This window comes from Pseudomonas sp. URMO17WK12:I12 (assembly GCF_000514395.1).
Classification (GTDB): domain Bacteria; phylum Pseudomonadota; class Gammaproteobacteria; order Pseudomonadales; family Pseudomonadaceae; genus Aquipseudomonas; species Aquipseudomonas mucoides.
Genome location: NZ_AZVV01000019.1, coordinates 39,642 through 64,037, shown reverse-complemented (window position 1 = coordinate 64,037; position 24,396 = coordinate 39,642). Strand labels below are relative to the sequence as shown.

General features: G+C 59.1%; 27 protein-coding genes. 13 read left to right on the top strand and 14 right to left on the bottom strand.

What is annotated here, in order from left to right:
• Positions 1–143 precede the first annotated feature (143 nt).
• Positions 144–542 (bottom strand): peptide-methionine (R)-S-oxide reductase MsrB, encoded by a 399-nt coding sequence (msrB, locus tag D882_RS0124810; RefSeq protein WP_027925731.1) that lies wholly within the window; start codon positions 540–542, stop codon positions 144–146.
• A 226-nt stretch (positions 543–768) separates the two neighbouring features.
• Here msrB and D882_RS0124805 point away from each other — a divergent pair, with 226 nt between their 5' ends.
• Positions 769–1,980: a pyridoxal phosphate-dependent aminotransferase gene (locus D882_RS0124805; RefSeq protein ID WP_027925730.1), complete on the top strand. Its 1,212-nt coding sequence runs from the start codon at positions 769–771 to the stop codon at positions 1,978–1,980.
• A gap of 319 nt (positions 1,981–2,299) precedes the next feature.
• Positions 2,300–3,190, top strand: a complete 891-nt coding sequence (gene htpX / locus D882_RS0124800) for a protease HtpX (protein WP_027925729.1) — start codon at positions 2,300–2,302, stop codon at positions 3,188–3,190.
• 170 nt (positions 3,191–3,360) lie between these two features.
• On the opposite strand, the gene D882_RS0124795 is transcribed toward htpX, so the two are convergent.
• Positions 3,361–4,017 (bottom strand): thiopurine S-methyltransferase, encoded by a 657-nt coding sequence (locus D882_RS0124795; RefSeq protein ID WP_027925728.1) that lies wholly within the window; start codon positions 4,015–4,017, stop codon positions 3,361–3,363.
• Between the two features lie 103 nt (positions 4,018–4,120).
• Between D882_RS0124795 and D882_RS0124790 the strand changes: the two genes are divergently transcribed.
• Complete coding sequence (locus D882_RS0124790) at positions 4,121–4,888, top strand: class III extradiol ring-cleavage dioxygenase (protein ID WP_027925727.1); 768 nt, start codon at positions 4,121–4,123, stop codon at positions 4,886–4,888.
• Between the two features lie 117 nt (positions 4,889–5,005).
• On the opposite strand, the gene D882_RS0124785 is transcribed toward D882_RS0124790, so the two are convergent.
• Positions 5,006–6,679, bottom strand: a complete 1,674-nt coding sequence (locus D882_RS0124785) for a DEAD/DEAH box helicase (protein ID WP_007943712.1) — start codon at positions 6,677–6,679, stop codon at positions 5,006–5,008.
• Positions 6,680–7,100: 421 nt separating this feature from the next.
• Here D882_RS0124785 and D882_RS0124780 point away from each other — a divergent pair, with 421 nt between their 5' ends.
• Positions 7,101–7,892: a crotonase/enoyl-CoA hydratase family protein gene (locus D882_RS0124780; RefSeq protein WP_027925726.1), complete on the top strand. Its 792-nt coding sequence runs from the start codon at positions 7,101–7,103 to the stop codon at positions 7,890–7,892.
• A 112-nt stretch (positions 7,893–8,004) separates the two neighbouring features.
• Here D882_RS0124780 and D882_RS0124775 read toward each other — a convergent pair whose 3' ends face one another.
• On the bottom strand, positions 8,005–8,760 hold the full coding sequence (locus D882_RS0124775; protein ID WP_027925725.1) for a spermidine synthase: 756 nt from the start codon (positions 8,758–8,760) through the stop codon (positions 8,005–8,007).
• A gap of 162 nt (positions 8,761–8,922) precedes the next feature.
• Between D882_RS0124775 and D882_RS0124770 the strand changes: the two genes are divergently transcribed.
• Complete coding sequence (locus D882_RS0124770; protein ID WP_027925724.1) at positions 8,923–10,269, top strand: class II 3-deoxy-7-phosphoheptulonate synthase; 1,347 nt, start codon at positions 8,923–8,925, stop codon at positions 10,267–10,269.
• A gap of 106 nt (positions 10,270–10,375) precedes the next feature.
• On the opposite strand, the gene D882_RS0124765 is transcribed toward D882_RS0124770, so the two are convergent.
• Complete coding sequence (locus D882_RS0124765) at positions 10,376–11,605, bottom strand: winged helix-turn-helix domain-containing protein (protein ID WP_027925723.1); 1,230 nt, start codon at positions 11,603–11,605, stop codon at positions 10,376–10,378.
• A 64-nt stretch (positions 11,606–11,669) separates the two neighbouring features.
• Positions 11,670–11,885, bottom strand: a complete 216-nt coding sequence (locus D882_RS0124760) for a DUF1127 domain-containing protein (protein WP_027925722.1) — start codon at positions 11,883–11,885, stop codon at positions 11,670–11,672.
• Positions 11,886–11,981: 96 nt separating this feature from the next.
• On the opposite strand from D882_RS0124760, the gene D882_RS0124755 reads away from it, so the two are divergent.
• Positions 11,982–12,836, top strand: a complete 855-nt coding sequence (locus D882_RS0124755; protein WP_027925721.1) for a LysR substrate-binding domain-containing protein — start codon at positions 11,982–11,984, stop codon at positions 12,834–12,836.
• Here D882_RS0124755 and D882_RS0124750 read toward each other — a convergent pair.
• Entirely contained in the window at positions 12,826–13,575 is a 750-nt protein-coding gene (locus D882_RS0124750; RefSeq protein WP_027925720.1) for a sulfite exporter TauE/SafE family protein, read from the bottom strand. The two genes, D882_RS0124755 and D882_RS0124750, sit on opposite strands and share 11 nt — an antisense overlap.
• A 107-nt stretch (positions 13,576–13,682) precedes the next feature.
• On the opposite strand from D882_RS0124750, the gene D882_RS0124745 reads away from it, so the two are divergent.
• The 4 genes from D882_RS0124745 (at position 13,683) to D882_RS0124730 (ending at position 16,989) form a co-directional block, all read left to right on the top strand.
• Positions 13,683–14,639: a LysR family transcriptional regulator gene (locus D882_RS0124745; protein WP_027925719.1), complete on the top strand. Its 957-nt coding sequence runs from the start codon at positions 13,683–13,685 to the stop codon at positions 14,637–14,639.
• 70 nt (positions 14,640–14,709) lie between these two features.
• Positions 14,710–15,171 carry a MarR family winged helix-turn-helix transcriptional regulator gene (locus D882_RS0124740; protein WP_027925718.1) on the top strand — a complete coding sequence of 154 codons (462 nt, stop codon included), beginning with the start codon at positions 14,710–14,712 and terminating at the stop codon, positions 15,169–15,171.
• A 348-nt stretch (positions 15,172–15,519) separates the two neighbouring features.
• On the top strand, positions 15,520–15,939 hold the full coding sequence (locus tag D882_RS0124735; RefSeq protein ID WP_027925717.1) for an organic hydroperoxide resistance protein: 420 nt from the start codon (positions 15,520–15,522) through the stop codon (positions 15,937–15,939).
• A 33-nt stretch (positions 15,940–15,972) separates the two neighbouring features.
• Positions 15,973–16,989, top strand: coding sequence for an alpha/beta hydrolase (locus D882_RS0124730; RefSeq protein ID WP_027925716.1), 1,017 nt, complete (start codon positions 15,973–15,975; stop codon positions 16,987–16,989).
• Between the two features lie 94 nt (positions 16,990–17,083).
• Here the strand turns inward: D882_RS0124730 and D882_RS0124725 are convergent, their stop codons facing one another.
• Positions 17,084–17,653, bottom strand: coding sequence for an elongation factor P (locus D882_RS0124725; protein WP_007943632.1), 570 nt, complete (start codon positions 17,651–17,653; stop codon positions 17,084–17,086).
• A 48-nt stretch (positions 17,654–17,701) separates the two neighbouring features.
• The gene (earP, locus tag D882_RS0124720) at positions 17,702–18,859 is read right to left on the bottom strand and encodes an elongation factor P maturation arginine rhamnosyltransferase EarP (RefSeq protein ID WP_027925715.1); all 1,158 of its coding nucleotides are present in this window, start codon (positions 18,857–18,859) and stop codon (positions 17,702–17,704) included.
• 124 nt (positions 18,860–18,983) lie between these two features.
• Here earP and D882_RS0124715 point away from each other — a divergent pair, with 124 nt between their 5' ends.
• A complete protein-coding gene (locus tag D882_RS0124715; RefSeq protein WP_027925714.1) occupies positions 18,984–19,394 on the top strand; it encodes a hypothetical protein in 411 nt (136 codons plus the stop codon).
• 2 nt (positions 19,395–19,396) lie between these two features.
• Entirely contained in the window at positions 19,397–19,879 is a 483-nt protein-coding gene (locus D882_RS0124710) for a GreA/GreB family elongation factor (RefSeq protein ID WP_027925713.1), read from the top strand.
• 9 nt (positions 19,880–19,888) lie between these two features.
• On the opposite strand, the gene cysB is transcribed toward D882_RS0124710, so the two are convergent.
• From cysB to D882_RS0124685, 5 genes are all read right to left on the bottom strand, one after another.
• On the bottom strand, positions 19,889–20,863 hold the full coding sequence (gene cysB / locus D882_RS0124705; protein ID WP_027925712.1) for an HTH-type transcriptional regulator CysB: 975 nt from the start codon (positions 20,861–20,863) through the stop codon (positions 19,889–19,891).
• Positions 20,864–20,976: 113 nt separating this feature from the next.
• Positions 20,977–21,480, bottom strand: coding sequence for a universal stress protein (locus D882_RS0124700; RefSeq protein ID WP_027925711.1), 504 nt, complete (start codon positions 21,478–21,480; stop codon positions 20,977–20,979).
• Positions 21,481–21,575: 95 nt separating this feature from the next.
• Complete coding sequence (locus tag D882_RS0124695; protein ID WP_027925710.1) at positions 21,576–22,481, bottom strand: 5'-nucleotidase; 906 nt, start codon at positions 22,479–22,481, stop codon at positions 21,576–21,578.
• A gap of 24 nt (positions 22,482–22,505) precedes the next feature.
• Positions 22,506–23,462: a putative 2-dehydropantoate 2-reductase gene (locus tag D882_RS0124690; protein WP_027925709.1), complete on the bottom strand. Its 957-nt coding sequence runs from the start codon at positions 23,460–23,462 to the stop codon at positions 22,506–22,508.
• Positions 23,459–23,845 carry a co-chaperone YbbN gene (locus tag D882_RS0124685; protein ID WP_027925708.1) on the bottom strand — a complete coding sequence of 129 codons (387 nt, stop codon included), beginning with the start codon at positions 23,843–23,845 and terminating at the stop codon, positions 23,459–23,461. Before D882_RS0124685 ends, D882_RS0124690 begins: the two co-directional genes overlap by 4 nt.
• Here D882_RS0124685 and D882_RS0124680 point away from each other — a divergent pair.
• Entirely contained in the window at positions 23,844–24,287 is a 444-nt protein-coding gene (locus D882_RS0124680; RefSeq protein WP_027925707.1) for a PilZ domain-containing protein, read from the top strand. The two genes, D882_RS0124685 and D882_RS0124680, sit on opposite strands and share 2 nt — an antisense overlap.
• The last annotated feature ends 109 nt before the right edge of the window (positions 24,288–24,396 follow it).

The window sequence follows — 24,396 nt, the reverse complement described above, 5'->3', positions numbered from 1 at the left end:
GAAGATGAGACAAACATAGCGAGCAATTGAATTGTGTGCAATTTAATAAATCAATGGAAGCAGGACAATCCCTGTAGGAGCACGCCTTGCCGGCGATGGCGTCCTTGAGATTGCCACGCCGGCAAGCCGTGCTCCTACAGGGCTCACACTATTCGCGGCACCAGATCCAGGCACACCGAGTTGATGCAATAACGCAGGCCGGTCGGCGGCGGACCGTCCGGGAACACGTGCCCCAGGTGTGCATCGCATTTGGCACAGACCACTTCGGTGCGAATCATGCCGTGACTGACATCACGGATCTCGACCATGGCGCTGTCGCCGATCGGCGCGTAGAAGCTCGGCCAGCCGCAACCGGAGTCAAATTTGGTCTTGGAGTCGAACAGCGGCTCGTTGCAGCAGATGCAGTGGTAAACGCCGTCAGTCTTGGTGCCGTTGTATTTACCGGAAAACGGCCGTTCGGTGCCCTTGAGGCGGCACACGTTGTACTGCTCCGGATCGAGCATTGCCTTCCATTCTTCCAGGGTTTTTTCCAACTTTTCCATCTTCACACCTCAGCAACTGAAAAAGCCCGATCTGTACCTTTTCCACGGATCGGGCGGCACGTATGATTGCGCCTCGTCAAACGCCAGTCTGGCAGCCAGACCACGCGCATTCAAACGGATTTATGGGTGCTGCATCTCAAGGCGTCAGGCCTGTGTGAATACGCAGGATTCCCAGTACGGTAGTTCATACACCGCCTGGATCGTTCATTTTCGGGAACACATCGCCATGCAGGTCAGCAAATCGAACAAGCTCGCCAACGTCTGCTACGACATTCGCGGCCCAGTGCTCAAGCACGCCAAACGCCTGGAAGAGGAAGGTCATCGCATCCTCAAGCTGAACATCGGCAACCCGGCGCCTTTTGGTTTCGAAGCGCCGGACGAAATCCTCCAGGACGTGATCCGCAACCTGCCGACCGCCCAGGGCTATAGCGACTCCAAAGGCCTGTTCAGCGCGCGCAAGGCCGTGATGCAGTATTACCAGCAGAAGCAGGTTGAAGGCGTCGGCATCGAAGACATCTACCTGGGCAACGGCGTTTCCGAACTGATCGTGATGTCGATGCAGGCCCTGCTCAACAATGGCGACGAAGTGCTGGTGCCGGCCCCGGATTATCCGCTGTGGACGGCCGCGGTCAGCCTGTCCGGCGGCAACCCGGTGCATTACCTGTGCGACGAACAGGCCAACTGGTGGCCGGACCTGGCCGACATCAAGGCCAAGATCACGCCGAACACCAAGGCGCTGGTGATCATCAACCCGAACAATCCGACCGGTGCGGTGTATTCCAAAGAAGTGCTGCTGGGCATGCTCGAACTGGCGCGCCAGCACAACCTGGTGGTGTTCTCGGATGAGATTTACGACAAGATTCTGTATGACGACGCCGTGCACATTTGCACCGCGTCCCTGGCCCCGGACCTGCTGTGCCTGACCTTCAACGGTCTGTCCAAGTCCTACCGCGTGGCCGGTTTCCGTTCCGGCTGGATCGCCATCTCCGGCCCGAAACATCACGCACAGAGCTACATCGAAGGCATCGACATGCTGGCCAATATGCGCCTGTGTGCCAACGTGCCGAGCCAGCATGCGATCCAGACCGCACTGGGCGGTTATCAGAGCATCAATGACCTGGTGCTGCCGCAGGGCCGCTTGCTGGAACAGCGCAATCGCACCTGGGAATTGCTTAACGACATTCCGGGCGTCACCTGCGTCAAGCCGATGGGCGCGCTGTATGCGTTCCCGCGGATCGACCCGAAAGTCTGCCCGATCCACAACGACGAGAAGTTCGTGCTCGACCTGCTGCTCTCCGAGAAGCTGCTGGTGGTTCAGGGCACAGCCTTCAACTGGCCTTGGCCGGATCACTTCCGCGTGGTGACCCTGCCGCGCGTGGATGAACTGGAGATGGCCATCGGGCGGATCGGTAGCTTCCTCAAGTCCTACCGTCAGTAAAAGGGGTTCGTCACCGTGCGACTTTTTGCGAAAGTCGCGCGGTGATTAATTCAGCAACACATCTCTGCATCCCGCCGCACTTCCTTGTTTCAAGTCATGCCTGGTCACTGGTTGGGTGCTCGCGTCTAACGACGGCGGGGCCTACGCCGCGCTTTGCCTGTCAAACATTTCCCATGCCCGCATCGGAAAAGGCCTGCAAACGGCTAGACTGTTGCCGTAGGACACAGTTTGAAATAGTCACCCGGTTGAATAGCCCGGTGCAGCACCTTATATACCCCGCAGTACGCTACATCTTTAGCACGAGGAGATTTCTACAACCATGATGCGCATCCTGCTGTTTTTGGCCACTAACCTGGCGGTCGTGCTGATTGCCAGCATCACCCTGAGCCTTTTCGGCTTCAACGGGTTCATGGCGGCCAACGGGGTTGATCTGAACCTCAATCAGCTGCTGATTTTCTGTGCGGTCTTTGGTTTTGCCGGTTCGCTGTTCTCGCTGTTCATCTCCAAGTGGATGGCGAAGATGAGCACCAGCACCCAGATCATCACCCAGCCACGCACCCGTCACGAGCAATGGCTGCTGCAAACCGTCGAGCAACTGTCCCGGGAAGCCGGGATCAAGATGCCTGAAGTCGGGATTTTCCCGGCCTACGAGGCGAACGCGTTCGCCACGGGCTGGAACAAGAACGACGCACTGGTCGCGGTCAGCCAGGGCTTGCTGGAGCGTTTCTCGCCTGATGAAGTGAAAGCCGTGCTGGCCCACGAAATTGGCCACGTGGCCAATGGCGACATGGTCACCCTGGCGCTGATTCAGGGCGTGGTGAACACCTTTGTGATGTTCTTCGCGCGGATCATCGGCAACTTTGTCGACAAGGTGATCTTCAAGAACGAAGAAGGCCAGGGGATTGCCTACTACGTGGCAACCATCTTCGCCGAGCTGGTCCTGGGCATTCTGGCCAGCTCCATCGTCATGTGGTTCTCGCGCAAGCGTGAATTCCGTGCCGACGAAGCCGGTGCACGCCTGGCCGGTACTGCCGCGATGATCGGCGCCCTGCAACGCCTGCGCGCCGAACAAGGCCTGCCGGTACACATGCCGGACACCCTGAACGCCTTTGGCATCAACGGTGGCATCAAGCAAGGGTTCGCCCGGATGTTCATGAGCCACCCGCCGCTGGAAGAACGTATCAACGCGCTGCATCGACTTCAGCGCTGATTGTTCAGCAACAAAAAAACAAGGCCCGCAGTGATGCGGGCCTTTTTTATTTGCCTGGTTGATGCGGTGTTCTTCCTGTCCTCATCGCGAGCAAGCTCGCTCCCACAGGGGAATGCATTCCAATGTGGGAGCGAGCTTGCTCGCGATGGGGCCAGCAAACTCAACACACCTTAATGGCTGGAAACCCGATACACCCGCTCCTCAAGCCGGGTAACCCCCGCCTCCAGGAATTTCCCGCTCGAACTCAGAACATCCTGATCCTCTAGAATCTTCAGCGCCCACGAGCTACCGAACAACCGCTGCACTTCATCATCCAGCACGGCAAACGGCGGGCCGTCCATTTGCGTCTGGTCGTAGTCCAGGGTAATCAGCAACCCCAGCGACTTCTTCGGCAAAATCCGCGTCAGATGCGCGGCGTACTGCTCGCGCATCATCGGTGGCAAGGCTATCAACGCTGCGCGGTCGTACAGTGCGCTGCAGTCGGCGACATCACCGGCCGTCAACGCGAAGAAATCACCACACCAGATCTCGATCGAGCCCGCTCGATAGACCGTGAAAGGGTCTTGGTCGCTGACGTCCGGATCAAATTGATGCTCGTGGAAAAAGTCTTCCACCGCTTTTTCCGACAGCTCGACGCCCAACACCTCGTGACCGCACTTCGCCAGCCACAGCAGATCCAGGCTTTTCCCACAGAGCGGCACCAGTACGCGCGAGCCTTCTTCCAGCCCCAGCTGCGGCCAGTACCGTTGCAGATAAGGATTCACTTTCGGCAGGTGAAAGCCGATCTGATTCGTCGTCCACCGCTTGTGCCAAAACTCCGGCTGCATAATTAATCCCGAAAATTCGATCAAAAGACCCTAAAACTTATATTAGATTTAGATCAATGATCTGACTGAAGATGACGCCATCTTACCCCTCAGGAGCTCTTTCATGTTCCCCAGCCTGTACATATCCCATGGCTCGCCCATGTTGGCACTGGAACCGGGGGCCAGCGGACCGGCTCTAGCTCGATTAGCCGCCGAATTGCCGAAACCGAAAGCCATCGTGATCGTATCGGCGCATTGGGAAAGCAATGAGCTGCTGGTCAGCGGCAATCCCCGGCCGGAAACCTGGCACGACTTCGGCGGCTTTGCGCAGGCGTTGTTCGACGTTCAGTACCCCGCACCCGGTAATCCCCATTTGGCGGCGGAGGTTGTCGATTTATTGAAGGCCGCCGATCTGCCAGCACGCATCGATGCCAAGCGCCCGTTCGACCACGGTGTCTGGGTGCCTTTGACGTTGATGTATCCGCAAGCCGATATCCCCATTGTGCAAGTCTCGCTGCCCACCCGTGGCGGTCCTGCCCTGCAAACCCGCGTCGGCCATGCCTTGGCCAGCCTGCGTGAGCATGGCGTGCTGTTGATCGGCTCTGGGAGCATCACGCACAACCTGCGTGAACTGGATTGGCATGCGGGCCCGGAAAGCGTCGAGCCGTGGGCCAAATCCTTCCGCGACTGGATGATCGAGAAACTCGCGGCCGACGATGAAGCGGCGCTGCACGATTACCGTCAGCAGGCGCCCAATGCCGTGCGCAATCACCCTAGCGATGAGCATTTATTGCCGCTGTATTTTGCTCGCGGGGCTGGAGGCGAGTTCAGCATTGCGCATCAGGGGTTCACCATGGGCGCGCTGGGCATGGACATTTATCGTTTTGGCTGACCGGTAGACCGCGATGGGTGCGGCGCTGCAGGACAGGCAGGGCACAAACAGCAGGCATAAAAAATCCCCGAACCAGTCGGGGATTTTTTATGTGCGATCAATCAGCTCAAGAGCGGATCAATCTTCGCGATAGCGACGCAGCTTCAACTGCTTACCGGCAACGCGAGTGTCCTTCAGTTTGGTCAGCAACTTCTCCAGACCATCTTCCGGCAGCTCGACGAGGCTGAAGCTGTCACGTACCTGGATGCGGCCGATGGCTTCACGAGCCAAACCGCCTTCATTCAGGATAGCGCCCAGCAGGTTCTTGGCAGCGATACCGTCACGCGCACCCAGCGCGGTACGGCAACGAGCACGACCTTCAGCCAATGGAACCGGAGCACGACGCTCGCGATCACCACGGTCCGGACGATCACCGGTACGCTCTGGACGATCGCCACGCGGTGCATTGTTCGGCACCAGTGGACGTTCTTTCTCGATCGCAGCCAGGGTCAACGCCTGAGCGTTGGTTGCCTTGCGCAGCAGAGCAGCGGCCAGTGCACGCGGAGTGCAACCGATGTCGGCAGTCAGACGATCCAGCAGATCACCGTGGGTCGATTCGGCATCAGCTACCAGCGGCGACAGGCTGTTGGTCAGTTTCTTGATGCGGGCATCGAGAACGGCCTGAGCGTCCGGCAGGCGAACTTCGGCAACCTTTTGACCGGTTACACGCTCGATCACTTGCAGCATGCGGCGCTCACGCGGAGTCACCAGCAGCAGTGCACGACCTTCGCGACCGGCACGGCCGGTACGGCCGATACGGTGAACGTAGGACTCTGGGTCGTACGGCATGTCAACGTTGAACACGTGAGTGATGCGCGGAACGTCCAGGCCACGAGCAGCAACGTCGGTCGCCACAACGATGTCCAGACGACCATCCTTGAGGGATTCGATCACGCGCTCACGTTGGTTCTGAGCAATGTCACCGTTCAGCGCAGCGGCTTTGTAGCCTTTGGCTTCCAGGGCACTGGCCAGGTCCAGGGTCGCTTGCTTGGTGCGCACGAACATGATCAGGGCGTCGAAATCTTCCACTTCCAGCAGGCTCAATACAGCCGAGGTCTTCTGGTCAGCGTGAACCAACAGGTGAGCCTGTTCGATCGCGGTAACGGTCTGAGTCTTGGTCTGGATCTTCACGTGTTGCGGATCGCGCAGATGGCGTTCGGCAATGGCACGGATCGACTGTGGCAGAGTGGCCGAGAACAATACGGTCTGACGGGTTGCTGGCAGAGCCTTGAAGATGACTTCGAGGTCGTCCATGAAACCCAGTTTGAGCATTTCGTCCGCTTCGTCGAGAACCAGGTGGTTCACGGTAGCCAGGACTTTTTCGTCACGACGCAGGTGGTCGCAAAGACGGCCCGGAGTGGCGACAACGATCTGTGCGCCATTACGGATTGCTTTCAGTTGTGGACCCATAGGGGCGCCGCCGTAAACGGCCACAACGGTAACGCCCGGCATTTGCTTGGCGTAGGTTTCGAAAGCGGTTGCTACTTGCAGCGCCAACTCACGGGTTGGCGCCAGGATCAGGGCTTGCGGTTCGCGCTTTGCAGGATCGATGCGATGCAGGATTGGCAGGGCGAACGCGGCGGTTTTACCGGTACCGGTTTGCGCTTGGCCAATCATGTCGTGGCCGGCCATGATGATCGGGATCGATTGCTGCTGAATAGCCGAAGGCTCTTCGTAGCCGGTCGCAATGACGGCTGCAAGGATATTCGGATTAAGATTAAAAGCGGCGAAGCCGCCGGTTTCCTGGGTCATGGGTCTGCCTCTAAGTGCATCCGCAAAGACCCATGCTCCAAAGCTGCGCATGCCGTGTAAGACTCAAGAGTCGCCCTGGCTGCTTTGTCGGCGGGGATTTGCGAAAACGAATGAATGAAAAAGATTCGTCAAGGGAGAGTCCGCTGTGCGGACGTGCAGCCGAAGCTGACTTCGGGGAATTGCGCTACCTAAACGCGGCCCGGTTAAAGGCCGGCGCGCACTATACCGGAATTCGCCCAAAAAGGGAGCATTATTTGTCGGAAAACTGACGGATACACCGTTGTGTCACAGGCTTTGCGGATAATCCTGACACGGTCTATTTTTCAAAGGCCCGGCCCTGCTGGTGATGGCACTAAAACGGTTCATCGTTAGCAAGCAGACCTGCGGTCTGACACACCCTTCCCGCCCGAGGAATTGTTCCATGAATCAGCCCGCTTGCAGTCGCGTCACCCGCGAACGACACGGTCATGTCCTGATGATCGGCCTGGATCGGGTGGCCAAGCGCAACGCCTTCGACCTTGAACTGCTCAACGAACTGAGCCTGGCCTACGGCGAATTCGAGGCCGATAACGAGGCGCGGGTCGCGGTGGTGTTCGGTCATGGCGAGCATTTCACCGCCGGGCTCGATCTGGTCAGTGCCAGCGCGGCGTTGGCCGAAGGCTGGCAGGCCCCGCCGGGTGGCTGCGATCCGTGGGGTGTTTTTGCCGGCCCCCGCGTCAGCAAACCGGTGATTGTTGCCGCGCAAGGCTACTGCCTGACCATCGGCATCGAGTTGATGCTGGCCGCTGACATCAACCTGTGCGCCAGTAACACCCGCTTTGCCCAGAAAGAAGTGCAGCGCGGGATTTTTCCGTTTGGCGGCGCCACATTGCGCCTGCACCAGGTCGCCGGCTGGGGCAATGCCATGCGCTGGCTGCTCACCGGTGATGAGTTTGATGCGCATGACGCGTTGCATCTGGGCCTGGTGCAGGAAGTCATGGCCAGCGAGGATCTGCTGCCAAGGGCGATTGAATTGGCGGAACGGATTGCCCGGCAGGCGCCATTGGGCGTGCAGGCGACGTTGATGTCGGCGCGGCAGGCGCGCTATGAAGGGGAAACGGCGGCGGCGCAGGGATTGCCGCCGCTGGTGAAGAAGTTGTTGGCGAGTGAGGATGCCAAGGAGGGGGTGCGGTCGATGGTCGAGAAGCGGCCCGGTATCTTCAAAGGGCTTTGATTTTGTGTTGGTTTTTCGGACTTAATCGCGGGCAAGCCTTGCTCCTACAAGGGTTATCCACAACCTGTAGGAGTAAGGCTTGCCCGCGATGAGGCCATTACAGGCAACACATTTAAGTCGCCGGGCGAATCGCCTTGATCAGCGACTGCAACGAATACCCCAATCGCGGCGCCAGCCCTTCGGCCCGGGCGAGCAAACCGTCCATGTCCAATTCCTGATCCAGCTCCGAAGGCACGATCAAAATCACATTGCCCTCCTTCACCGGCAGCTCCCAGTAATGCCGGTGATAAAGCCCGCGCAACAACGCCGCGCCCAACGGTTTGCCATCATCGGTGGCCCATTGATTGATCACCAGCCAGCCCCCCGGATTCAAGCGCTTCTGACAGTTTTCCAGAAAGCTCCAGGCCAGATGCCCGACACCCGGACCGACATCGGTGTAAAGGTCGACGAAAATCAGGTCCGCCGGCTCAGCGGTGTCGAGCAATTCCAGCGCATCACCCACCCGGATATACAACCGAGGATCATCATCCAGCCCCAGGTATTCAATGGCCAGGCGCGGTACGTCCGGGCGCAATTCAATCGCTTCGACATCTTCCAGCGGCAGAAACTTCAGGCAGGCCTGAGTCAGCGTGCCCGCGCCAAGCCCCAGAAACAGCGCGCTTTCCGGCTGCTCGTGGCACAGCGCACCGATCAGCATCGCCCGGGTGTAGTCGTACTCGAGCCAGCTCGGATCAGCGGTGAAGACGCAGCTCTGCTCGATGGCATCGCCGAACTCCAGAAAACGGTAGTCGGCGACTTCCAGCACGCGTATCACGCCGAACTCATCCTGTACCTCGGCGAGCAGATGCTCGACGCGCTCCTCAGTCATTTCGTCTCCTGATTGCTGCCGCGCCGACCTGTGATAAACAGCAGCGCAATAAAACCGCGAGGGGGCGCGGCAAAGGCGCGATTGTCCGCGAAGCGACGGGAACAGGTCACGCACTAATTGCTGATAACATAACCGTCCGAGCGTAAAACACTAGAGAACGTGATGAGCCAACCCTGGAGCCCTGACAGCTGGCGCGCCCTGCCGATCCAGCAACAACCTCAATACCCCGACGCCGCTCACTTGCAGCAAGTCGAGCAAACCCTGGCCGGTTATCCGCCGCTGGTGTTTGCCGGTGAGGCCCGGGAGTTGCGCCGTCAGTTTGCCGAAGTGACCCAGGGGCGCGCCTTCCTGTTGCAGGGCGGCGATTGCGCCGAGAGCTTTGCCGAGTTCTCTGCCGCGAAAATCCGCGACACCTTCAAAGTCCTGCTGCAAATGGCGATCGTCATGACCTTCGCCGCCGGTTGCCCGGTGGTCAAGGTCGGGCGCATGGCCGGTCAGTTCGCCAAACCGCGTTCGGCCAATGACGAAACCATCGACGGCGTGACCCTGCCCGCCTACCGTGGCGACATCGTCAACGGCATCGGTTTCGACGAGAAAAGCCGCGTGCCGGACCCGGAACGCCTGCTTCAGTCTTACCATCAGTCCACCGCCACCCTGAACCTGCTGCGGGCATTCGCCCAGGGCGGGTTTGCCGATCTGCATCAGGTGCACAAGTGGAACCTGGACTTCATCGCCAACTCGGCACTGGCGGAAAAATACAGCCACCTGGCCGACCGCATCGATGAAACCCTGGCGTTCATGCGCGCCTGCGGCATGGACACTTCGCCGCAATTGCGCGAAACCAGTTTCTTCACCGCCCACGAAGCGCTGCTGCTCAACTACGAAGAAGCCTTCGTACGGCGCGACAGCCTGACCAACGATTACTACGATTGCTCGGCGCACATGCTGTGGATCGGCGACCGCACCCGCCAGCTCGATGGCGCACACGTCGAATTCCTGCGTGGGGTGAACAACCCGATCGGGGTCAAGGTCGGCCCAAGCATGAACCCTGAAGACCTGATTCGCCTGATTGACGTGCTGAACCCGGACAACGATCCGGGCCGGCTGAACCTGATCGCGCGAATGGGTGCGAACAAGGTTGGCGATCATTTGCCGGCGCTGATCCGCGCAGTGCAGCGCGAAGGCAAGCAGGTGCTGTGGAGCTCCGACCCGATGCACGGCAACACCATCAAGGCCAGCAGCGGCTACAAAACCCGCGACTTCGCGCAGATCCTTGGCGAGGTGAAGCAATTCTTCCAGGTTCACCAGGCGGAAGGCAGTTATGCCGGCGGTATCCACATCGAGATGACCGGGCAGAACGTGACTGAATGCATTGGTGGGGCGCGGCCGATTACTGAGGATGGGCTGTCGGACCGGTATCACACCCATTGCGATCCGCGGATGAATGCGGATCAGTCGCTGGAATTGGCTTTTCTTATTGCGGAGACACTGAAACAGGTTCGGCGTTAAGCCAGCAGGTTCTTTATTGCTTGACTGGCCGCCATCGCGGGCAAGCCCGCTCCCACAGGGTTTAGGTGATCCATGTGGGAGCGGGCTTGCCCGCGATGGCGGCCGTTTAAACACCAGAGAATTGAGCCAATGCCACTCTTAACCTGTCGGCACTCACCCGCTGACAATTCAACTGCACCCGCTCAAGCCCCAACCAGTCCGCCATCCGCTGCAGATTGACTGCCAAAGCTTGCATCCCTTCATCATCCAGCCCCGGCTCTTCCTCGTGTACCGCGTGCACCGCCAACCGCCCCAACGCCCGCTCCGCCCGCAGATCCACCCGCGCGGCAATCCGTTCGTTGTGCAAAAACGGCAACACGTAATACCCGTAAACCCGCTTGTCCTGCGGCGTATAAATCTCCAGCCGGTACCGAAAATCAAACAACCGCTCGGTACGACTGCGTTCCCAGATCAGCGAATCAAACGGTGAAAGCAATGCACTGGCCGCAACCTTGCGCGGCACTTTCGGCTCGGACAGGCAATACGCCGCTTGCCGCCAGCCTTGCACTTCGCAGGTCAGCAACTCACCGGCCTCGACCAGTTCTGCCAGACGCGGGCGACTGTCTGCCGGGTTCAAGCGAAAATAGTCCCGCAGGTCTTTTTCCGTGCCGACACCCAATGCCGTCACCGCATGCAATAACAGGCCGCGCTGAGCCTCGGCCTCACTTAATTCCGGCTGCTGCAAAATGGCCGAAGGAATCACCCGCTCCGGCAAATCATAAAGTCGTTCGAAACCACGCCGGCCGGCCACCGTCACTTCGCCGGCGGCAAACAACCATTCCAGCGCATGCTTTTCCGCGCTCCAGTCCCACCACGGCCCGGCCCGTTCCTCACGAGTCGACAGGCTTCCGGCACCCAGCGCGCCGAGTTCTTCGACCGAGGCCAGCACCCGGCGAATGGTGTCCTGTTGTTCACGCCCGAAACGCGCCAGTTGCTGATAGATATCTTCGCCACGCGTAGCGCGCTGCATGCGCCAACGCATCAGGGGATACATCGACAACGGCAGCAACGAGGCTTCGTGCCCCCAGTATTCAAACAACGTGCGACGTCGGCCCTGACTCCAGGCAGCCTGATCGAGTAAGTCGGATGAGTAATTTCCAAGGCGGGAAAACAAGGGAAGGTAGTGCGAACGCACTAACGCGTTGACCGAATCGATCTGCAAAATACCCAGCCGTTCGATCAGTCGATTGAGTTGAACAGGCGTGATCGTCGCTGGCGGCTGGCGCCCGTTGAACCCTTGGGCAGCCAGTGCCAGACGTCGAGCTTGTCGGTTGGAAAAGGACAGCGTTGCGGGCATGAATACCTCCGTGTCTGCTCGCAACCTACCTCACCAGAGAGGGGTTTGTGTAGCAATGGCCTCATCATTTATGCATCGGATCATCCCAGAAGGGTCTGACCGATTCATGTTCGACATCGGCACGACTGACGCCTATGTCCTTGAGTGCTTCATCGCTCAGACTCGCCAGCAATTCGCGCTCACGATGAAGTTCGTACCAGCGGGTAAACTTGTGCAGCAGATCGGATACCGCATGAATGGAGAATCTTTCTTCCGTTACGTGTTGATGTTGACCTTTCATCTCGTTGTCCTCCGTTGGGGATGGCTCAAGTCTCGCTCGAGGGATAAGATCAATCCAACGAATGTTTCTGATGGTAACCATCTCGGAGATTGATGGATGTCAGCTTTCCCCAGTATCGATACGGATGTCCTGCGTACCTTTGTCGCCATCGCCGACCAGGGCGGTTTCACCCGCGCCGGTGAATTGGTCAATCGCACGCAGTCGGCGGTGAGCATGCAGATGAAACGTCTGGAAGAGGACGTGTTGCAGCGCCAACTGTTCGAACGCGATGGGCGACAGGTCAAACTGACCGCCGAAGGCCAGGTTTTGCTGGGGTATGCGCGGCGCATTCTCAAACTCCACAGCGAAGTGTTCAACACGCTGCGGGAGCCGCACATGGTCGGCACCGTGCGCATCGGCACACCGGACGATTACGTGATGCGCTTTCTGCCGGGGATTTTGTCGCGCTTCGCCAAGAGCTATCCGCTGATCCAGATCGAGGTTCACTGCGAATCATCAAAACAATTGCTGCAACGTCAGGACCTGGATCTGTCCATCGTCACTCGCGAGCCCGGGACCGAGATTGGCCAGTTGTTACGCAAGGAACGTTTCGTCTGGGCCGAAGCGCAATGCTTCAGCGCCCATGAGCAGACGCCATTGCCTCTGGCGATGTTCAACAGTGATTGTTTCTGCCGGCTGTGGGCGTGTAACGCACTGGATGCGATGGGCCGTGATTACCGGATTGCCTACAACAGTTCGAGCCTGTCGGCATTGATGGCCGTGGTCAGCGCCGGGCTGGCGGTGACCGCGCAACTGGAAAGCCTGATCACCCCGGACATGCGCATCCTCGGTGAGGCCGAAGACCTGCCGCAATTACCGGAAGCCTGCATCATGCTCGTGCGCAATCTGCACAACCCGTCGCCGATCACCGAGTGCCTGGCCGAGCACATTGTCGAAGGCTTCAAACTTTAAGCGCGAGCATCACCGCCGAGCACACCAGAAAACCGCAGAACAACCCGCGCAGCAGACGCTCCGGCATTGCGTGGGCGATCTTTACGCCCCAACTGATGCTCATCAACCCGCCGATGGCCAACGGCACGCCAATCAGCCAGTCGACCTGATGGTGCGCCGCGTAAGTCACCAGCGTGACGCCGGTGCTGGGTAACGCCAGCGCCAGCGACAACCCTTGGGCCACGACCTGGCTGGTGCCAAACAGGCTGGTCAACACCGGCGTCGCCACCACTGCCCCGCCTACACCAAACAAGCCGCCCATGGTCCCGGAAGCCGCGCCGAGCACACCCAGCCATGGCCAGCCGTAATGCATCTGCGCCGAGGCGGGGGTATTGGCGATGAACATTCGGAACAGGTTGTAGGCCGACAGCGCCACCAGGAACGCGACAAAGCCGCTGCGCATGGTTTGCGCATCGATGCCGACCGCCCAGATCGAACCGATCCAGGCAAAACAGAAGCCCATCGACGCCAAGGGCAGCGCGTGACGCAATTCAATGCGATTGCGCTGGTGATAGCGCCACAGCGCCAGCATGACGTTGGGTACGACCATCACCAGCGCGGTGCCTTGGGCGATTTGTTGATCAAGCCCGAACAGGACGCCCAGCAACGGGATCGCGATCAAACCGCCGCCGATCCCGAACAACCCGCCGAGGGTGCCGAGGGCCGCGCCAAACACCAGATACATCACAAACTCGATCACGGGCGATTCCTCTTTTGTCAGGGTGTTCATGCTACGCAGTCCGCGATGGCGCGGAAACGCACAGCACCGCACAATGGCTGTGCCAACTTCGCATAGCCGTGATCACCATGAACCCTAATCAATTGACCGAACAGCTTGGGCTGTTTCTGGATGTGCTGGAATCCGGAAGCTTCTCCGCGGCCTCCCGCCGCCATCCCCTGACCCCATCGGCCGTGGCGCGGCGCATTGATAGTCTGGAAAAGGCCGTCGGCAGCCAGTTGTTCACCCGCAGCACTCACGCCGTGATGGCGACCCCGGCGGGCCTGGCCTTTGCCGAGCGCGCCCGACGAATCGTCGCCGAGCTTCGGCTGGCACGGGCCGAAGCGGTGTCCCTGAGCAGCGCGCCGGAAGGCTTGATCAGAATCGATGCGCCCGCGGCATTCGGGCGACGGCATCTGGCCCCGGTGATTGCCGATTTCCTGATGCTGTACCCCGGCCTCGACGTACAACTGCACCTGATCGACAGCTTCGTCGACATGCAAGGCTTGAACCTGGGCAAGGTCGATCTGGTATTGCGCGCCGGACAGATGGCCGACACCCGACTGGTGGCCACGCCACTGGCGAGCCTGGTGCGCATTGCCTGCGCCAGCCCGGACTATCTGCAACGCCGCGGTGTGCCAACCGAGCCCGCACAGTTAGTCGATCACGAAGGCCTCGATTGGGATGGACTCGCCCCGCCCTTCGCGTGGCGCTTCGAACGTGACGGGCAAATGCATTTGCATCGCCCGACGCGGATCCGCATGAGCGCCAACAATGCCGAAGCGCTGGTCTGTGGCGCATTGGCCGGGCTGGGCATCGCCCACCTGCCGACCTGGCTGGCCAGTGAATACCTGCTGCGCGGTGAATTGCTGCCGCTGTTCTGCGAAAACGGTCTGCCCAAACCGGAGAGCGCCGGCATCTATGCCTTGCGATTGGCGCAACAGCCCAACTCGCGCAGCCGGTTGTTGCTGGAATACCTCAAGACTCGCTTCAGCCCGATCCCGCCGTGGGACCTGGCACTGCAAAACACGCTGGATCGCCACTAGTCGAAAATTATATGGCGCATTAAAGATTCGCCCGCTAGATTCATGAGGATTACCGATCAAGGCTTTTGAGATGACCACCGAACGCGACACCCCGGATAACTGCGAACAACTGCTGCTGGATAATCAGGCGTGTTTCGCCCTGCACTCGACTTCGCTACTGATGACCAAGGTCTATAAACCGCTGTTGCAAGCGCTGGGCCTGACCTATCCGCAATACCTGGCGATGATGGTGCTGTGGGAACGCGATGGTTTGACCGTGGGTGAAATCAGCACGCGCCTGCTGACCGATCCCGGTTCGCTGACGCCGTTGCTCAAACGCCTGGAGGTCGAAGGCCTGCTCAGCCGCACCCGCAGCCGCGAAGACGAACGGGTGGTGATCGTCGAACTCACTGAACAAGGTCGCGCCTTGCGGGAAAAGGCACGCAGCATTCCGCAGTGCATCCTCGGCGCCAGCGGGATGACCGTGGAGCGACTGAACAAACTGCAAGCGGAGCTGCAAGTGCTGCGCGACAATTTGCAGAACAGCCTCTGATCCCTCTACCACCTGAATCCCTGTAGGAGTGAGCCTGCTCGCGATAGCGGTGTGACATTCGAACATTGATGTCGATTGATGCACCGCTATCGCGAGCAGGCTCACTCCTACATTGGTTTTGTTGTGTGCTTTCAACCTCGTTCAGCCCTTCCTCAAAAAATTTTCAGTCCTGAAAATCTCGCCTCGACCGCTCTAACTCGGCCCTCCGTATCATCCGCCCAAATCCCGACCAAAACTTTTTCAAAAATTTATCTTGCGCGCAAAATACTTGCGCGATACATTCATCTCGCACTTACTTAGCGCGCAAACATTTAGCGCAAAACATCAAACCCGAATGAGGCTCACACCATGCAAACTCTCTACACCGCAATCGCAACCTCCACTGGCGGCCGTGATGGTCGTGCCGTTTCCAGCGACAACATCCTCGACGTCAAACTCGCTACCCCGAAAGAACTCGGCGGTGCGGGCGGCGCAGCGACCAACCCTGAGCAACTGTTCGCTGCCGGTTACTCCGCCTGCTTCATCGGCGCGCTGAAATTCGTTGCCAGCCAGACCAAGCGCACCATCCCGAACGACGCCTCGATCACCGCCCATGTCGGCATCGGCCAAATCCCTGGCGGCTTCGGTCTGGACATCGACCTGCACATCAGCTTGCCGGGCCTTGAACAAGCCGACGCGCAATCCCTGGTCGACGCTGCCCACCAGGTCTGCCCGTATTCCAACGCCACCCGTGGCAACGTCGATGTGCGCCTGCACGTCACCGTCTAACCGCTGATCCCAAAGTCCGAACAGGAAACGAACATGAACGCTTTCAGCAAAGTCTTGACCGGCACCCTTCTCGCCCTGTCCATCGGCAACGCGTTTGCAGGCGACGGTGTTGAACACAACACCCAGGCCTTCCTCGACGTACTGAATGCCGGCACCGGCAAACCGATGGAGCAACTCACCCCGAAGGACGCCCGTGCCGTGCTGACGGGTGCGCAAGCCTCGGTGAAACTGACACTGCCTAAAGCGGATGTCAGCGAGAAGACCATTCAAGTCGATGGCCAACCGCTGCGCCTGACCATCGTCCGGCCGGCCGGGGTCAAGGGCGAGCTGCCCGTGTTCATGTTCTTCCATGGTGGTGGCTGGGTGTTGGGCGACTTCCCGACCCACGAACGATTGGTGCGTGATCTGGTAACGGGCTCGGGGGCAGTGGCGGTGTTCGTCAATTACACCCCGTCGCCAGAAGCGCATTACCCGGTGGCGATCAACCAGGCGTATGCGGCGACCCAATGGGTGGCCGAGCACGGCAAAGAGATCAATGTCGACAGCAAACGTCTGGCCGTGGCCGGCAACAGCGTCGGTGGCAACATGGCGGCCGTGGTTGCACTGATGGCCAAGGACAAGGGCACACCGGCGATCAAGTTCCAGGTGCTGCTGTGGCCGGTAACGGATGCGAACTTCGAAACGGCGTCATACAACCAGTTCGCCGAGGGGCACTTCCTCACCAAAAACATGATGAAGTGGTTCTGGGACAACTACACCACCGACGCCGACCAGCGTAACGAGATCTACGCCTCGCCGCTGCGGGCAACCACCGCCCAACTGAAGGGCTTGCCACCTGCACTGGTGCAGACGGCGGGCGCTGACGTGCTGCGCGACGAGGGTGAAGCCTATGCTCGCAAGCTTGATGAGGCAGGGGTGGCAGTGACGTCGGTTCGCTACAACGGCATGATCCACGACTACGGTTTGCTCAACGTGGTGAGCCAGGTGCCTGCGGTGCGTTCGGCGATGCTGCAAGCGTCGCAAGAGCTCAAAGAACACCTGAAGAAGTAACACCGCTCCTACAGGGGTGCAACGTTGAATTCGAAATTGCGCCCACAAAAAAGCCCGACTCAGAGGTCGGGCTTTTTCATTCCTTAAGCAGTGCTTATTTAGCACGGCCTTTGTAGGAACCGCCTTCGCGGGTATCGATCTCGATCATGTCGCCGATTTCGATGAAGTCAGCAACCGACAGCTCGGTACCGTTCTTCAGTTTGGCAGGCTTCATGACCTTGCCGGAAGTGTCACCGCGAGCGGAACCTTCGGTGTAGTCAACCTGACGCACGATAGTGGTCGGCAGTTCTACGGAAACCAGACGCTCTTCGAAGAAGATCGCTTCGCAAACATCGGTCATGCCTTCTTCAACGAAAGGCAGAACGGCTTCGATGTCTTCAGCGTTCAGCTCGTACATGGTGTAGTCAGTGGTGTCCATGAACGTGTAGGTGTCGCCGCTGATGAAGGACAGGGTCGCTTCTTTGCGGTCGAGGATTACGTCGTCCAGTTTGTCGTCAGCGCTGTAAACGATCTCGGTCTTGTAACCGGTCAGCAGGTTTTTCAGCTTGGTCTTCATGATCGCGCTGTTACGACCGGATTTGGTGAATTCAGCTTTCTGAACCAGCCAAGGATCGTTTTCGAGACGGATCACGGTACCGGGTTTCAGTTCTTTACCAGTTTTCATTGCGAATATCCGAATTTGGATGGGATTTACAAAAATCTAGGCCGCGTATCATATCCAATTTACATAAAACTGTACCAGCGCCGCGGCAAGATCGGCCTGCAAGGCTTGTTCCAGACACCACGCCTCGGCGTGTTTTTGCAGCTCTGGCCAGTGTTTGCGGGCTGTGCGCCAGTGGTCGGACATATCATGACCGGCATTCCAGGCGTGCCAAAGACCGTTTATCGCCTGGCTGGCGGGCTCGGACAGGCCTTTTGTGTACAACGCGAGGAACGCATCGAGCTTGTCCAGGTGGATGTCTTCCTCCTGCTGATAGATGTGCCAGAGCATCGGCCGACCCGCCCATTGAGCGCGAACGAAGGAGTCTTCACCGCGCACGGCGTTGAAATCGCAGCACCAGAGCAGGTGATCATATTGATCCTGTCGGACGAACGGCAGCACCTGGACGGTCAATCCGTCGCGAACATGAAGCGCCCCCGCGGCCAATCCTTCAACGCCGAGCCAGCGTTCGACATCGCCGAGAATCCGCCCCTCGGGCACCAGCAAATGTGTGGGCGACGAATCGGCGGCCAGTACATCCAGCCAACTCGACAACCCGGCATTCTCATAGGCAAACAGCGAGATCAATTGCGCGTTCGGCGCACGATCAATGCCCAACCCTTGAAGGAATTCGCGTTGAGTCTCGGGACTTTGCTGAAACTGCCGGCGACGCTCAAGCAATCCACTTTCACGCAGCAGACCGCCGGTGCCCGGCCGGAATCCCGGGAAGAAGAAGTACTTCTGCACCGTTTTGTATTTGACCGACGGCAAACCGTGGCAGCCGATCACCCAGTCCTCGGCGCTCAGATAATCGAGGTTCATCCACAGCGGCGGCTTTACCCGCTCGGCCATGGCGTCCATGTAGGCGCTCGGCAATTGGCAGGCGAATGCGGCGATGACCACGTCCGCCGCGTCGGTGGCCAGCCACTCGGTCGGCCATTGGCGCACTTCGACACCGGCCTGCCATTGCTGCGCGACATGGCTATCGATCTCGGGACACAGACGTTCGAAGGCGCGCAGGTCATCGACCCACAAGCGCACCTCCAGCCCGTGGTCGGCCACCAGTTGGCGAGCCAGGCGCCAAGTCACGCCGATGTCGCCAAAGTTGTCGACCACGGTGCAAAAAATATCCCAGCGCCGGCGGTTTTTCACTTGAGGCAGTTCAGGCATTCCAGGTTCCCGTTGGCAAAGGCACCGATTGTCCGCATAAATTACCTCGTGCAGAAGAGCCGACGGCGATTAATCTTCGTGCGACAATCGCCACTCGCCCGCGACCATCCGCCAGGAGGCAGCCATGCCCTACCGTCCCAACCCGCGCCGCCCGTTGCCGATCCAGCTTAACGCCCTGCGATTGACCGGCAGCATTGCCCTTGGTATGTGGCTGGGATTTATCGCCATCGCGCTGACCTGCTGGCTCGTCTCAGCGGTGTTTTTCAAAGAGCAACTGGCACCGGTAGCCGCCGCCGTGGAACAACTGGCCAAGCCGCCGATTGTCGAACAGCCAAGGCCGGATATTCCACCGCAGAGCCCGTTGTTCGAGCAATACGAAGAGAACCTGCGCAAGAACGAACAGCAGGTGCGCATGGATCAGGCCCGCAGCAGCAGCCGCAATCTGTCCAATCCAAAATGCCAGTTCTGGTTGCAGCAGGACCATACCGCGCCGAGCGAAAAAAGCCGCGCCAATGTCCTGCAATTCTGCGACTGATCATGAACAAACAGACCGTCCACCAATTGATTCTCGACAAGCTGCGGATTGATCTCGACATCGCAGAGCGTGCCGCGCAAACCGCCTACGAAACCGCGACCCACGAAGAAAACATCGCCGAAAACAAGTACGACACCCTGGGGCTGGAGGCGTCCTATCTGGCAGCCGGGCAGGCCAAACGGGTGGAGGAAATCCGCCAGTCACTGGCGCTGTGCCAAAATCTGATGCTGCGTCCTTATGATGATCAGCGCGGCATCGAAGTCGGTGCACTGCTCGGCCTGGAAGACGAGAACGGTCGTGAGCAATGGCTGTTTCTGGCCCCCGATGCGGCCGGCCTGAAGGTCGATCTGGTGGGGCAACTGATCACCGTCATCACCCCCCGCTCGCCGCTGGGCAAAAACCTGCTGGGCAAGTTCGAAGGGGATGAAGTGGAGATTCTGGTGGCGGGCGCTCGGCAACAGTTTTCTGTTACCGAGGTGGTCTAGAACAAACGATCAGTGGACCGGCAGTTCGACGCCGTCGAACAGTTCTTCCAGCTCCTGCTTGTTGTGGCACTGAATGGCTTTAGCCATCACTTCACGGGTCAGGTGCGGGGCAAACTTCTCGATGAAATCGCACATGAAGCCACGCAGGAAGGTGCCACGACGGAAACCGATTTTGGTGATGCTCGATTCAAACAAATCGCTCGCATCGAGCATGACCAGATCGCTATCGAGTTTGGCATCGACCGCCATTTTCGCCACGATGCCCACGCCCAGTCCCAAACGAACGTAAGTCTTGATCACGTCGGCGTCGGCGGCAGTGAACACCACTTTCGGCGTCAGGCCGCGATGGCTGAAGGCTTCGTCGAGCTTCGAACGGCCGGTAAAACCGAACACGTACGTCACGATCGGGTATTCGGCCAAGGCTTCGAGGGTCAGCTTCGACAGTTTGGTCAATGGGTGACCTTGTGGCACGACCACGCAGCGGTTCCAGCGGTAGCACGGCATCATCACCAGGTCGCCGAACAACTCCAGCGCTTCGGTGGCAATAGCGAAATCCACGGTGCCGTCAGCGGCCATTTCAGCGATCTGCATCGGCGAACCCTGGTGCATGTGCAGGGCAACGTCCGGGTATTGCTTGATGAAGGTGCTGATCACCGGTGGCAACGCATAACGTGCCTGGGTGTGAGTGGTGGCGATCGACAGGGTGCCCTTTTTCTCGTTGGAGAATTCCTGGGCGATCTGCTTGATGCTTTCAACCTTGCGCAGGATTTCGCCGGCGGTGGTGATGATGCGTTCGCCAGCCGGGGTGACGCGGGTCAGGTGCTTGCCGCTGCGGGCGAACACCTCGACGCCCAGTTCGTCTTCCAGCAGGCGGATCTGTTTACTGATACCCGGTTGCGAGGTGTAAAGGCTTTGGGCAGTAGCGGAAACGTTGAGGTCGTGGTGCGCCACTTCCCAGATGTAGCGCAATTGTTGAAGCTTCATATGAATCCCTCAAAGCAGGTAGACGCCACGGGCATCAGCGACGGTATATAACTATATTAATGGCGTGAAGAATAAATCTAGAACTTTTTTGTCAAATTGCCACTATTTGTGTTCTAGCGATCTTCCTTGCGGCGACGCTCTACCAGTGGCACCAGATAGACCGGCACCCGCGCCAGCTGCAACACGCGCGCGGCGGTCCTGCCCAAAGGCGTTTCCGCGCCAGCACCATGGCTATGACTACCTACGATCAGCAAATCCACAGAGAGTTTCTGCGCCTGGTCGAGAATCACCTGCGACGGATCCCCCTGAAGTACGCGCACCGCGCGGATTCGCGCCAGATCCTGCTCCCCTTCATCCCCCAGCTCTTCGCGAAAACTGTCGAGCACCCGCTGCTCGATATTGGCAATGACGGTACTCAGGCCCTGACTGTGAAACTCGTTCAAGGCCTGTTCATCGAGATAACTTTGAAGCACCGATTCGGCAAACAGCCCCATGGGCTCAACCGCGTGGACCACATACAAGTCGGCATTGAATGTCCGCGCCAGGGCCAAGGCATGTTGCATCACCAACGGTGCATATAGGCCAAGGTCAGTGGCATACAGCATCGACTGAATCATAGGATCTCCTCGCAAGCCAACATGGCGGAGATTTGATTCAGCTTAGCAGTGCCTTGGCGAGTACGACGCTCTGCGTAACGCGTTGAACGGTAGGCTTAAACCTTTTGCTCGTTGCTTACGCCGTGCGGTACGTGACCGGTGGCGACGACTTCGCGGGCCAATTCGCAATGGCCAGCCTGATCGTCGAAAAACACATCGGCGGCAAACGCTTCGAGAAATGCCGATTTGGTCAGGCCACCGAGAAACAGTGATTCGTCCAGGCGAATATCCCATTCGCGCAACGTGCGGATCACGCGCTCGTGGGCCGGCGCCGAACGCGCCGTGACCAACGCCGTGCGGATCGGGCAGTCGTCGTCTGGAAACTCACGCTGCAACAGATTGAGGGCCGCCAGGAAGCCTTTGAACGGCCCTCCGCGCAATGGCTCACGGGCGGCTTCGCGCTCGCTGGCCTGAAACGCTTCCAGGCCGCCCGACTGGTAGACCCGCTCCGACTCGTCGGAAAACAGCACCGCATCGCCGTCGAAGGCAATCCGCAATTCATCGCTGGCCGCGCGGCTGGCACCGCCCGACAGAATGGTCGCCGCGGCGAAACCGGCCTCCAGTGCGCTACGCACGTCTTCGGCGTGCGTCGACAGAAACAGGTCACAACCAAAGGCCTTGAGATACGGATAGGGACTGCGCCCGCCGACAAACGCCGCGCGGGAAATTGCCAGCCCGTAGTGATGAATCGAGTTAAACACCCGCAACCCGGTGTCGGCGCTGTTGCGCGACACCAGGATCACCTCGACCCGGGCGCGACCAAGAAGGGTATTGAGGTTCAGGAGTTTCTGCACCAGCGGGAAGGCATCACCAGGCTCAAGGATTTCGTCCTCGTGCTCGATCTGGTATTGCCGGTAGGCCTCGACACCGCTCGACAGATACACCTTGTGGCTTTCGCTCAGGTCGAACAGTGCCCGCGAAGAAATCGCCAGCACCAGTTTGTCGTCGATAGTCTTGGCCATGCCCTTCCCCCCGGATTGATCGACTCAGGTATTTCGTCGATCGATAAAACTCAAACTGCGATACAAGGCTTCGATCAGCGGCAATTCGCACCCTGCCGCTTTGGCCGCAGCCAAGGGGCGCGCGTAAATCGCCGCCAGTTCCAGCGGTCGCTTGTGCAGGAAATCGTGGTACATGCTCGGCCAATAGTCCGGCATTTTTTCGGTCACCATGAACAGATGGTCAGCGTAACCGGCCGGAATGTCGTGACCACAGGCGATTGCGCCCTGCACCACTTCGGCCATCAATGCCTTGATCAATTCCCGGCTGTCAGCATCGGCCATCAATGGCGTGGTGCTGGCCCCCAACAGAACCGACAAACCGTTGTACGGAACATTCCAGACCAGTTTTTGCCAACGTGCCTGCTGCAGGTTCGGCATGGCCTGGGAATCGATGCCAGCGCTGCGGAACAGTCTGGCGCCCTCTTCTACAATCGCCACGCGCTCCACTTCATCGGCCGCAGGACCACTGTGATAGCCGATGTTGACCGCGCCGAGCGCCTGATGGGTAATTTCCCCGGGACCGGTGCGATGGACACAGATAAAACACAGCCCGCCGAGCAGGTGCAACGAGTCAGGAAGCAACTCTCGCAGGCTGTCTTCGACGTCCAGGCCATTCTGCAAGACCAGCACTTTGGCGTTCGCAGCAGCCGCCTGAATGATGGCGGGGGCCAGGTCGGCATTGCTGGTGGTTTTGGCGCCGACCAGCAACCAGTCGCAGGCGGGCATGTCTTCCGCGGATGAATAGGCCTGAACCGGGTTCAACGTCAGCGCGCCATGCGCCGCGCTGTCGAGTCGCAACCCGCGCTCGGCCACTGCTGAAAATTCACTGCGCAGCAAAAAGTGCACATCGAAGCCGGCACGCGCCAGCATCATCCCGTAGAACCCGCCGATTGCGCCGGTCCCGATCACACCGATTGTCGGCCTGGTCACTGCCCCCATCATGGCAACTCCTCTGCTGTTTTCATCAGCGCCCGTCCGACCGCTTCATTGAGTTCGGTACCGGTCAGGCGCGATTTTAATGCCCCGAAGAACTCACCGTCGCGCACTAAAAACAGCGCCGGCAAATGAAAAACCTGATAACGCTCGACCACCCCGCCATTGTTCCCCGCATCGATCCAGCACAGTCGATCGACTGCCAGATCGAGCCTTGGCAATTGCTCACGGGCAAATCGGCAACTGGCGCAGCCGACACTGGTAAAAATCACCAGGGAAACACCGGGCATTCCCAGCAGCCGTTGGTCGGCATCGAAATCGGTCAGTTCCAATTCGACCACTATACTGGGTGAAAGAATGTCAGATGGCCGACACAGGGAGTCCGTGTTCATGGGACGTTTTATTCCTCATCCTGATGATGTGCCCGTCGAATTAACGTTGCTCACACATGAGTGCATCTCGCGACAGCGCTTGCACACTATCAGCCTCGGGGGCATGGCTTGCAATTATCACAGGGCCTGGCGCCACGGCACGGCGCTGGAAGTGCGCATGCCGACCCTGAACCCCGACTTGCGCTACCTGGGCTATGTGGCCTGGTGCCTGCGGCGCAAACGCGGCTACCTGGTGGGCATTGCCTTTGTCGACGAGCAGATGATGTTCAGTGCCCGAATGGGCGAGCAAGTGTGCCAGATCGAACGCTATTGCCGCCTGCATGACGCACATGACGACTTGCAGGGTATTCAGGCGCTGGCCCTTGAATGGGTCCAGGCACATGCCGACGAGTTCTCTCACGACACCGTGCGCAAGGCATTTGCACAGGCTGTGCTGGATTAAACAGGTGTGTGCCCATTGTCGAGCAGGCGCCTAACGCGCTAAGGTTCGGGTCCCCGACGCGCTTAATTTGCTGTGCTCCGCCGCGCGGGTTCGCTGGCGGCCGGCACCC